The 10,975-nt window shown below is 59.2% G+C and carries 9 protein-coding genes; 5 read left to right on the forward strand and 4 right to left on the reverse strand.

What is annotated here, in order from left to right; translation table 11 throughout:
• The first annotated feature begins 1 nt into the window (after position 1).
• The 5 genes from HMPREF2975_RS09315 to HMPREF2975_RS09335 all read left to right on the forward strand — a co-directional run bounded on the left by HMPREF2975_RS09315 (position 2) and on the right by HMPREF2975_RS09335 (position 3,069).
• Positions 2 to 334 (forward strand): small basic family protein, encoded by a 333-nt coding sequence (locus tag HMPREF2975_RS09315; protein WP_058236748.1) that lies wholly within the window; start codon positions 2 to 4, stop codon positions 332 to 334.
• Between the two features lie 10 nt (positions 335 to 344).
• Complete coding sequence (locus HMPREF2975_RS09320) at positions 345 to 1,082, forward strand: DUF881 domain-containing protein (protein ID WP_070727264.1); 738 nt, start codon at positions 345 to 347, stop codon at positions 1,080 to 1,082.
• Positions 1,083 to 1,188: 106 nt separating this feature from the next.
• A complete protein-coding gene (locus HMPREF2975_RS09325; RefSeq protein WP_058236910.1) occupies positions 1,189 to 1,626 on the forward strand; it encodes an FHA domain-containing protein in 438 nt (145 codons plus the stop codon).
• On the forward strand, positions 1,623 to 2,390 hold the full coding sequence (locus HMPREF2975_RS09330) for a transcriptional regulator FtsR (protein WP_058236750.1): 768 nt from the start codon (positions 1,623 to 1,625) through the stop codon (positions 2,388 to 2,390). Before HMPREF2975_RS09325 ends, HMPREF2975_RS09330 begins: the two co-directional genes overlap by 4 nt.
• 154 nt (positions 2,391 to 2,544) lie before the next feature.
• Positions 2,545 to 3,069: a MerR family transcriptional regulator gene (locus tag HMPREF2975_RS09335; RefSeq protein ID WP_058236911.1), complete on the forward strand. Its 525-nt coding sequence runs from the start codon at positions 2,545 to 2,547 to the stop codon at positions 3,067 to 3,069.
• 2 nt (positions 3,070 to 3,071) lie between these two features.
• On the opposite strand, the gene HMPREF2975_RS09340 is transcribed toward HMPREF2975_RS09335, so the two are convergent.
• Genes HMPREF2975_RS09340 through HMPREF2975_RS09355 form a run of 4 tightly spaced genes read right to left on the reverse strand, consistent with a single transcriptional unit; the run spans position 3,072 to position 10,921 of the window.
• Positions 3,072 to 5,573 carry a YhgE/Pip domain-containing protein gene (locus HMPREF2975_RS09340; protein ID WP_070727267.1) on the reverse strand — a complete coding sequence of 834 codons (2,502 nt, stop codon included), beginning with the start codon at positions 5,571 to 5,573 and terminating at the stop codon, positions 3,072 to 3,074.
• Positions 5,574 to 8,240 (reverse strand): MMPL family transporter, encoded by a 2,667-nt coding sequence (locus tag HMPREF2975_RS09345; RefSeq protein ID WP_070727269.1) that lies wholly within the window; start codon positions 8,238 to 8,240, stop codon positions 5,574 to 5,576. It lies immediately after the preceding gene.
• Between the two features lie 36 nt (positions 8,241 to 8,276).
• Positions 8,277 to 9,797: an Hsp70 family protein gene (locus tag HMPREF2975_RS09350; RefSeq protein ID WP_070727271.1), complete on the reverse strand. Its 1,521-nt coding sequence runs from the start codon at positions 9,795 to 9,797 to the stop codon at positions 8,277 to 8,279.
• 5 nt (positions 9,798 to 9,802) lie between these two features.
• A complete protein-coding gene (locus HMPREF2975_RS09355) occupies positions 9,803 to 10,921 on the reverse strand; it encodes a hypothetical protein (protein ID WP_058236754.1) in 1,119 nt (372 codons plus the stop codon).
• Positions 10,922 to 10,975: the final 54 nt, after the last annotated feature.

The following is a 10,975-nucleotide window of genomic DNA, read 5'->3' on the forward strand; positions in this document are numbered from 1 at the left end:
CATGATTGCTGTCCTTGGACTGATTGCAGGAATCGTCATCGGATTCATGGTCGATCCCACGATCCCGGTGTGGATTCAGCCATTCCTTCCCGTTGCCGTTGTCGCTGGGCTTGACGCTCTTTTCGGCGCCGGGCGCGCGTGGCTCGAAGGTGTCTTCTCCGACCGTGTCTTCATCATGTCGTTCTTCTGGAATGTCCTCGTAGCCTGTCTGTTGGTATTCCTAGGACAGCAGCTCGGCGTCGGATCCGCCATGACGACCGCTGTCGTCGTCGTTCTCGGTATCCGTATCTTCTCCAACGCCGCGTCCATCCGTCGTCTTATTTTCAAGGCGTAGGTGCACGACAATGGCACGTAATTCTACGAACAAACCCCAGATATCGCGCGGTTCACGGCTGCGAGAGGCTCTTTTGGCCAGTCCGAGGCCGATCCATATTCTTCTTGTCGTCATCTGCATGATGCTCGGTATCGCATTGGTAACTCAGGTGCGCGCCCAGCGTGCCGACCCGCTCGACCAGATGACCGAGCAAGACCTGGTGGTGCTGCTCGATGAGCTGTCTGGACGCGAGGAAACACTGCGCGGCGAGAAGGCTGAGCTCGAGTCTGAGCTGGCTGACCTGGAGAATGCTGTCTCCCAGCAGCAGGCTGCCGACGAAGCGGCCCGCAAGAGTGTCGAGCAGGCACGTATCAATGCCGGAACGGTCCCTGTTGAAGGCGAAGGCCTCACCATGATCGTTACCGATCCGCAGGGAGGTGTCAATGCAGTCCAGTTCGTCATGACCCTTGGGGAACTGCGCAACGCCGGAGCTGAAGCTGTGAGCATCAACGGTATCCGTGCCAACGCGCAGACCTGGTTTTCCATGTCGGATGTGGGCATCATCATGAACGGTCAGGTGATCCACTCGCCCTACCAGTGGAAAGTGATTGGAGATTCGGACACGATTGCCACTGCACTGGAGATTTCTGCAGGTGCGGCTTGGCAGATGCGTTCCAAGAATGCGGACGTGGAGATCATCAAATCCCAGCAAGTCGTGATCGATGAAGTTGCTCCTACTCCGATCCCTCAATATGCGACAGAAAAATAGAGGCGTGACATAATTGTTATCAATGAAACAGCAATGCGCCGGCGTACCTTTTTTGCGTACACTGGGGTGCATCTGAATTCCGGTGTACTCGCGGAAGAGGGAAATGATGGAAGATCACAGTGACTTTGACCCGACGGCAACCTCGGTCTTCGGCCTGCCAGGCTCGGAGGAAGAAGAGGAAACTGCTCAACCGCTGCCGTTGTCTGCTCGCGACCGCGAGGCAGTCGAGGCCCTTCCTGCCGGTTCCGCACTGCTCATCGTTCAGCGTGGCCCGAACTCCGGTGCGCGCTTCCTGCTCGATCCAGGCACAACTAACGCCGGACGCTCACCCAAGTCGGACATTTTTCTTGACGACGTGACTGTGTCCCGCAAACATTGCCAGTTCATCGCACAGGACGGTGGCTACATTGTCCGCGATTCAGGCTCCCTGAACGGCACTTATGTCAATCGTGAACGTGTCGATGAGGCACATCTGCAAGAAGGCGATGAAGTCCAGATCGGCAAGTACCGCATGACCTACCAGCCGTCCCCGCAGCAGGCATGAACACTGCCCACGCATACGCACTCGAGGAGAATCCACAACAGGGACAGTGGCCACGTGGCTTGAGTGCAGAGCCGACAATGGCCATCGGCCAGGTCACAGAAGCTCTGCAAAAAGAGTTCCCCACCGTCTCAGTGTCAAAGATTCGTTTTCTGGAGGATCAGGGACTCATCTGTCCGAGCCGTACGAGTGCGGGTTACCGAAAGTTTTCCGAGTCCGACCGTGAGCGACTGCGCTATATCCTGCGGCGCCAGCGCGATTCCTATTCGCCCCTCAATGCCATTCGCGATGAGCTGCGGGCATTGGACGCCGGCCATGACGTGGATCCTGCTCCGAGCGCACGCATTGTTGCTTCCGATGGGGAAGTAGTTGTCCCTGCGAACCAGTCAACCATTTCCACGCGTGACTTGGCTGATCTGACAGGCGCCACTGTCGAGACTCTTGAACGCTACACTGCACTCGGATTGATCGCTCCAGACATTGCTGGCTATTTTCCATCTCGCACGGTTCACGTCGTGCACCTGCTGGTGGCCCTTGAAGCTGAGGGCATGAATGCGAGGATCTTGCGTTCTGTGCGCACAGGTGCCGAGCGCAGTGCGGATGTGATTGATCAAGTCGTGTCCTCACAGCTGTCACGCCAACGCGCCACCGATCGTGAGCGTGCACACGCACGCTCAATGGAATTTGGTGAAAAGCTCGCTGACCTGCACCGGGAACTATTGCGCATTTCATTGTCGAGGCTCAACGGCGACTCACCTTCAAGTTGAACTTGAGGCTCGCCGTTTGAATTGTTGACCGACGACCGTTCGGGAATTAGCGTTAGAGAGTACACACAGTGAGCCCATCCAGTGGCTAAGAGTCCGAGGAGCATACGTGAGCGCGAATCCGGCTGATTCAGTAGCCCCACAACCACGACAGGCCATGCTCTTCGGCGACCCTCTTGAAGGCCTCAACGAAGACGAAACCGGCTATCGCGGCCCGGTTGCGTGCTCCGCGGCCGGCATCACCTACCGTCAGCTCGACTACTGGGCTCGCACAGGGTTACTGCAGCCTTCGGTGCGCGCTGCGCGTGGATCCGGTTCACAGCGCTTGTACTCATTTCGCGACATCCTCGTCCTGAAAGTCGTCAAGAAGCTCCTTGACGCCGGCGTGTCACTCCAGCAAGTCCGCCAGGCAGTCACGCAGCTCGGTAACCGTGGAATCGATGACCTCGCGTCGATCACGCTGATGAGTGACGGCGCATCCGTGTATGAATGCACGTCATCCGATGAGGTGATTGACTTGCTCCAAGGCGGACAGGGCGTGTTCGGTATCGCAGTGGGGCGCGTGTGGCGCGAAGTTGAAGGCTCCCTGGCTGAACTGCCAGTCGAGCGGCGCGACGAAGATGACACGGTTATTGACGATCTAGCTGAACGCCGTCGCCGCAGGCACCGTTCCGTTTCCTAAGTTCACATCGGAACAACGTTCAACGCTTCGCGAACCTTCTCGGGCGAGAGCGTTCGGCGCTGCGTAACCGCCGCCGCCGAACCAATGAAGCTCACCAGGCCCCATCCGATCAGCGACAGGAGCGGGGGCACCCACGAGGATCCCACACCCAGAACGCTGGTCTGCAGGCCTCCGGCAAGTTCTCCCAACGGCAGCAGCGCGTTCATTGTAGATAAGGCGTCAGGTGAATCCTGGTAGGGCATCAGCCCGATGAGGGCAACGACCTGCAACGTGAAGAACAGGAGCGAGACGACACGCCCGATCCGGGCACCGCACACTGCCAATAGCATCTGGTGGACCAGGACTGCCACAATTGCGCCGACTACGATCAGTGCACCTGTACCAGCGAGACTGACAGGGGAGACCTTGAACAGCAGCGCTACACAGATCACGCCCAGCACGGAGATTGCCACTACGCCGGACGGGGCGCGCAGCGAATCAATGACCGCCCGAACTGCACCGACTGGACGAGCCAAGACGCGACCGCGAAGGCCCGGCATCATCAAGAATGCACCAAACGCACTGATCCAGATCAGGACTGCAGCGGTAAACGGGAAAGCTGTTCCGATGGTGCTCTGCGTCGTGGCATCCTGCTCTGTTTGCACCGGACGCATCGCCATGGACACAATCCGAGTGCGTTCCGCATCTGAATAGACGGGGATTTGCGAGACGCCCTCGTCCAGGCCATCCGCGAGCTGGGACGATCCGTCGCGTAGCTGGTCGATGCCTGTGGAAAGCTGATCGGCTCCGTTTCCGAGCTGTCCGAGTCCGTCTGCCAGTTGGCTGGAGCCGTCAGCCGCTCCCTGGGCTCCCTCGTTGAGCTGGCTAATGCCACCCGAGAAGCGGCCCACTCCAGCCGACAATTGTGCCAAGCCGTCGGCTAGGCGATCGGCTCCCGTGACGAGTCCAGGCTGGCCTTCTGTGCCGTCAAATCCGTCCTGGAGCTGATGCACCCCGTTCTGTAGCTGTGTGACGCCCTGAACGAGGCCTATCGTCGAGTCTGTTCCATTGATGCCATCCGCCATTTGACGCGCTGCACTGGCAAGCTGTTGGGATCCTGTGGCCAGTTGGCTCACCCCTGCGAGTAAACCATCCGGACCGACAATCTGGGCGATGTACTCGTTGTAGTGGTCAACGAAATGTTGCGCGTCGGCAAGGCCGTCCGCGAATTCGTCACTGGAAATCTTCGCCAGGAAATCGTCGAGGGCAGCGAGGGAATCGGTTGCAACCGTGGGCAGGCCATCAATGAAAGGCACAATCAACTGCCCAAACTCCTTCATATCGGCACAGTATTGTGGGAACGTTTCAGCGGGGCATCGATCGATAAGGCCGAGCAGCGAGCTACGTAGCTCGTTAATGACATCCTGATCGGTCATGATTGGTTCAAGCCTGCTGAGCACATCGCGCGCATCCCGAGCCACCTGTTTCATCACATCGACAATTTGCTGAAGATCGATGGTGATCGTTGGCAGGTCAGCAGGATCGAAATCCTCGGGAATGAGGGCACGGATCGTGTCCAACCCGTTGTCAAGTCGCGCGATACCGTCGGCCAGCTGTTCGGTTCCTTCTGCCAGCTGGAGTGAGCCACTGGCCAGCCCCGGCGTCGTACCGTTTCCCAGGATGCCGTCCGCCAGCTGGTCGACGCCGCCGGTCAGACCGGGGGAGGAGGCTGATCCGGCGATTCCGTCGCGCATCTGGTGGATGCCGCCTGACAGTTGTTCCGCACCGGCATGGAGCTGTCCGATACCGCCCGAAAATCCTGCCACACCGCTCTCCAGTGCTGCCGTGCCGTCGGCAAGTTGGGCAAGTCCTCCGGCAAGTTCATAGGTGCCATCCGTGCTCTGGTGGACGCCGTCGGCCAGCTGATGGGCACCCTGTCCCAAGGACCCGATACCGGAATCGAGTTGCCTGGCTCCGTCTGCAGCTGCTCCCAGCTGGTCTTTCAGCTGGTCGAATCCCAGATAGACACCGTTGAGAACCTGCGTGCCCAGCGTCTGGCCCAAGGATCGCGCGGCGGCTTCCGTCACCGCATGGGCCAGTTCGTTCATCATAGGTGCAGTCGCATCAGAGCTGGTCAGTGCGACAATGCCGGGATTTGCGTCAGTTTGCCCGATCGTTGCCACCGCTGTCGAGAAGTTTTCCGGAATGGTCACGATTGCAGCAACGTCACCGTTCTTAATTGCGTCGTGCGCACTGTTGACCTGCATCAGCTCCCATTGGAACGTTGCGGTTCCATCGTGCGGTTTGAGCAGTTCGGCGGACAGTTGGCGTCCGAAAGGGACAAATTGGGTTGAGCCGTCGGGCAGCGTCATTTCCGCGCCCTTGTCCAAGTTTACGATAGCCGCTTTCAGGCGTGTAATGTCCGAGCCTGTACTGTTCCCACCGATTGACCACATGGACAACGCGGCGAGCAAGATCGGTACGATGACGGCGACCAGCAATAGGCGTGCATCTCGTAATCGCATTTATGCGTCGCCTCCAATCTTGACGGTCCGTGTGATCACAAAGCCACTGTTGCCGGCCTGAGGTCCCACAATCAGTGCACCTTCTTGTTCCACTGTCGCACTGATGAGCTGGTCTCGCACCTGTTCGGTTACCGGGCAGTCCACGAGTACCAGGTTCTTGTCCGACTCTTTAGCATCCGACGCAATCATGTGGGCCCATGAGGCTCGCAACATGATCGGAATGTTAGCGCGCATCCAGCTGGATCGATCGCGCGCGTCGTTATCGCGCACCACGATAATTCCCTGGTCAGCGCGGATAAGGCCCGCAGCCGCGCACATGAGTGTGCGCACCTGGCTGGGTGGCCCGTCCAGTTGGATGACCTCACCGGGCCAGACAATCAGCTCATCGCACGAGGCCACGGTCTGGCCACCCTCGTCAATGCGGACATCTTCCATGCGCAAGATTGCCGGTCCGTTGACACGTTTCCACTCCATGTGATCGCTGAGGTGATCCATAGCGACGCCCTCGACGTCGACGTGAGGCACCACCCGGTCCAGTGCGCGCGGAAAACACCAGGCTCGCTTACCAAGCACCATCATGACCGCTGGAATGAGCGTCATGCGCACGATGAATGCGTCAATAGCAACGCCAACCGCCAGCGCCAGTGCGATGGGCTGGACGTAGAACGAACCTGAGGGAATGAATCCGAGGAAAACCGACACCATGATCAGCGCTGCAGCCACCACAACAGGTGCGGAAGAGGCGAATCCCTTCTTGACTGCCTGCCGTGCATCCTCGCCGTGAGTCCAGTATTCGCGCATGCGGGTGACGAGGAAGACCTGGTAGTCCATCGCCAGGCCGAAGAGCACACCCAACGCCATGATCGGCATGAAGCAGATGACCGGCCCGGTATTGGAGATGCGCAGCGGTCCGGTGAACCATCCCCACGAAAAGATCATGGACGTAACGCCGAATGCTGCGCCGATCGACAGGAGGTATCCGATCGTTGCGGTCAGCGGCACCCACAGTGACCTGAAGACTACTGTCAGCACAATCAACGCCAGCCCCACCACCAGTGAGGCAAACGGCACCAGCGCATCCGTCAGGCGAGCGGTCACATCCATTCTGGCGGCAACCATGCCGGTCACATGAATATCCTCGACGCCCAGTTCACGCTCCCACGTGTCGGCAGCTTCGCGCAGGTTCTCCAGTGCTTTTTCGGTTGCAGGATCGTTCGACGCGGCCTCGGGGATCGCAATGACGGCAGCAAGGTCAGCGTTCCTGTTCGGGGTGGCTATCTGAATTGACCTGATGCCATCAACCTGTTCAACCCGGTCGGCAAGTTCATCGACCAGACCGAGCGGGTCCTCAGACTGGATGATGCCACCGATGATCAGCAGGGGAGCGTTGGCTCCGTCTCCGAATTCGTTCGCCACCAGCTCGTATGTGTCCCGTGCGGGAGTGCCCACCGGCTCGGTTCCATTGTCGGGAAGGGACAGGCGCAGATCTTTGGCAGGAATGACGACGGCGGACAGGAAAACCAGGACGACACCGATCGTGATCCACGGGCGGGCAGTGATCACTGATACCCACCATTGGGAAGCACTCTGCTTCGAGTGCTTCGCTGCATGTCTGTGAGTCTCTTCCTGACCGGAGCGCCGCGATGCGCGTGCGTGGCGTGGGCGCAGTCGCTCACCCATCAAACCCATCAGAGCCGGGATGGCCGTCACCGCAATCACAGCGGACACGGCCACAGCGGCCGCGGCACATAGACCCATCACTGCCAGGAAGGGGATGCCGGAGACGATCAGACCGCATAGTGCGATCACAACGGTGATGGCGGCGAAGATTACGGCACCACCTGATGTCGCATTGGCCATCGCAATGGAATCAACGACGTTCCAGCCGTGAGCCAGCTGGGAACGATGGCGGGAGACGATAAAAAGACAGTAGTCAATGCCGACCGCCAGACCGATCATGATCGCCAGCGTGGGAGTAGTGGTGGAAATGTCCACCCACTGCGCAACAATGAGTACACCTGTCATCGCGATGCTCACGCCGAGCAGTCCGGTGATCACGGGCAGGACTGCAGGCAGCAGTGCGCGGAAGGTGATCGCAAGGATGATGAGCGCAATGGCCACACCAACCAGTTCAAGAGGGGAGAGGGGCACTGATGTTATCTGGTAGATCTGGCCTCCGACCGATGCCGGCATCCCGGCCTTTGTGCTGTCGGCAGCGACCGTTTCGATAGTGTCCAGTGCGCCGTCGTCATCTTCCCCGAGCGCCAGGTCAAGTTGGACGTTGATCAGGGCGAATCGTCCGTCCGTACTGATTGTGGGAGTGCGCAGCAATTCTGACCACGGGTCGGCTGCCTGAGTGACGTGAGGAACGGCGCTCAACTGATGGACGACGCGCTGCACCTGGTCGCGGTGTGTCTCGATGGGGTGGTCATCAGGAGATTCCACGATGACCTGTGCGGTCAGTCCGGCCAGTTCGGGGAATCGTTCCGAAATAATGTCGAGGCCGTCTTGGGCCTCTGTGCCGGGAATCTTGAAATCATTGGACAGTTGCGGGCCTGCCTGCCACACCCCGATTCCGCCAATCAGCAGGACGGCAATCCACACGAGGAGCGTGCGGATCCCGTGGCGCGCGCAGGCGGCACCTAACTGACGCAGAAAAGTAGACACATTCCATTGTCTAACGTTTGAGGAGCTCCTGCAGTGTTATTTACTTCCCAGTGATTGCGAGACAGTGTAACCCGTGTCGCAGTCGGTGATGGCAACGTGAACGATACCGTGCCGATCCACCGTGTACTTTTCTTCGATTAAGGGTCCGTCCTCCGTGCGGCGCACACTCACGGCATGGGGGTCGAGGGCGTCGCCCATATCCTGCAGTTCGCGGGCGAAGGGGAAAATCAGCTCGCCATACGGCAAGACGTCGCCTCGCGGCACGCCCTGGTCGTCGGTTGCAGTGTATTCAACGAAGCGGAACCACCCGATATTGTGAGCGGCACGGTAGCGACGCGTGACGCTGACGGAGTCCTGTGTGGAGACTCTGAGGTGAGCATCCAGCAGAGGATCAAACGACACCATCTGCCCTGACTGCATTTCGCGGAATACGCCGACTCCACGTGAAAGCTGTTCACGCAGGGTGAAGCCGGACTCGGGATCAGCTTCGATGGCCAGGCCGATCGCGGTTGATGCTGCGGTGTGAGGGGAGCGGTGGACACGTCGCCCGAAGCGGCGTCGCAGTTCGCGCAGGACGTGCGGCAGTTGGGACCCACCACCCACGACGTACAATCCCGCAACGTGGGGTCCCAGTTCCTCTCCGCCTTCTGAATCAATGGCGAGCAGCGGCTTCATTGTTTCGACGGTGGAATCGATCAGGTCGATGCAGTGAGCATAGAAGTCCGCGACCGGCACTGTGACATCGCGTGCGCCCACCGTCAATGAGATCCGCCTGGTCTGAGGTGTCAGTGCTTCCTTTGCGTCGCGTGCCTGTTCGAGCAGGTCGTCCATATCGGAGTCGCTCAGATCGGCAGAGGTTGCGCCGGCTGCGGCCAGTGCGCACTGGGCGAGTACCTGATCAAAGTCGTCCCCGCCGAGCAGGTTATTGCCGTGTGATCCGAGGATCTCGTGAGAGGTTCCTTCCACGCTGACCAGTGAGGCGTCGAAGGTTCCGCCACCGAGGTCATATACGAGGATCTGTTGCCGGTTGGTCGATAGCGAAGCGCGATGTCGACTGGTGTATTCGAAGCCCGCTGCTGACGGCTCGTTGATCATGGCAAGAGTGGTGAAGCCGGCTGCCCGGAATGCTTCCAGCGTCAGGAAACGTTGTGCCGAGTAGGCGTGGGCGGGAATACCGATGACGGCTTCCAGTGGTTCTTCGTCTGGGATCTGACTCACTGACGAGTTCGTGCGAATTTCGTGGGCCACGTAGGTGAGGAACTCGGTCAGGAGCGTCAGGACGTTGATGTCGCGGCGGTCAACCCGCACCGTTGTTTCGCTTGTGACAGCTGGATCGGAGATCAGGCGTTTGAAGGAGCGCAGATGCGGAGCACCCTGGCGCGCCAGTTCTACCGCGTCGAAGCCGTAGACGCGATGGTCACCGTCAAGCGCCATGAGGGAGGGGATGTATTCACACACGTCGTCGTCGACGTCACTGAAAGCTACAATAGGGTAGTTGCCTCGATCAGCTGCCGCAACAGTGGTGCGTGTCGTACCGAAATCTACTCCGAGTCTCATATTTCCTACTGTAGTAGTTGATCGGCGGAATTCGAGCGACGCCACATGATGATCACCGACATTGACACCGATAGGTAGGCGGCGATCGCCAGGATGAAGAATTGGTTGGTGTAGGAGGCAAGCGAGTTGACCACAACGAGGTCAATGCCTACCGCCGCGAAGGCGATGCCGAATGGAATCTTGATGGAGGAGCGCTTCGGGAGCATCATGACTCCTGCAACCACGGCAAGGGCACCCGCGATAACGCCGCCGATGACAGCTGCGATTGACAATGTGCCCGTCCAGCCGTCTTGTGTCACATCGGGAACGACCTGGTCGAGCATGGCATGTCCCGACGCGTACGACACGAGGGCAGTCACGGCGCGTGCGACGTCTCCGATCGCCTGAATGAAGAGCATAACGGCTGCGACGCTCTGGAAGCGAGACGTGGGAACGTTTCTAACCCAGCGTGTCAGGCGTGTGCCGGCGTCAGATCCATCTCCGGGCAGATCATTTGCCAAGTCACTGAGCGCGTCGATGAGTAGGTGCTGTGAAGGAGAGGGGTTGAGGTTTCGGGCTTTGTCCAGGTGTTGTGCCATCTGAGCGCGGCGCATAGCCGGAAGGGTGCGATCCACACTCTGTTCGGCAATGTCGAGGGCCAGGTGCAGGTGCGCGGCAGCAGTACTGCGGCTTAGTCGTTGGAGAGCAAGCGCCCCACCAGCTAGCAACACCAAGAACACGTAAATAATGGTTGCGGCAAGAGGAAAGAAATAGTCATTATCTTGTGTGATGAATTTACCGACCTCGTCCACGAATAATCCGGCACCGACGCCACCGAGGATCGCACCTGCCCAGGACGCCCAGGAATTCGTCAATATCATCGCGCCGATCAAGCCAATAATGAGCAGCAAGCCGCCCCAGATCGCATGAGCAATGTGAAACACCTCGCCGCCAACTTGGGGATAACCAGTCAGAGCAAGGTATGCGCGTGTCACAGCGATCGTCAGCGCGCACACCACGCCAAAGACCACAACAAGCGCGGGCGCGTCGGATTTAAAGTAGGGACGCAGTGACAGACCGCGCGGCTGGGTTGTCCCTCGCGTGCGCTGACGTTGAGCGTGGACCGAGCTGCTGACCTCGGGCATGAAGATTTCCTTTCGCCAAGTGAGAGGGGATTTCACGATTTCCCACATCTGACA

This window comes from Actinomyces sp. HMSC065F12 (assembly GCF_001814535.1).
Taxonomy (GTDB): domain Bacteria; phylum Actinomycetota; class Actinomycetes; order Actinomycetales; family Actinomycetaceae; genus Pauljensenia; species Pauljensenia radingae_A.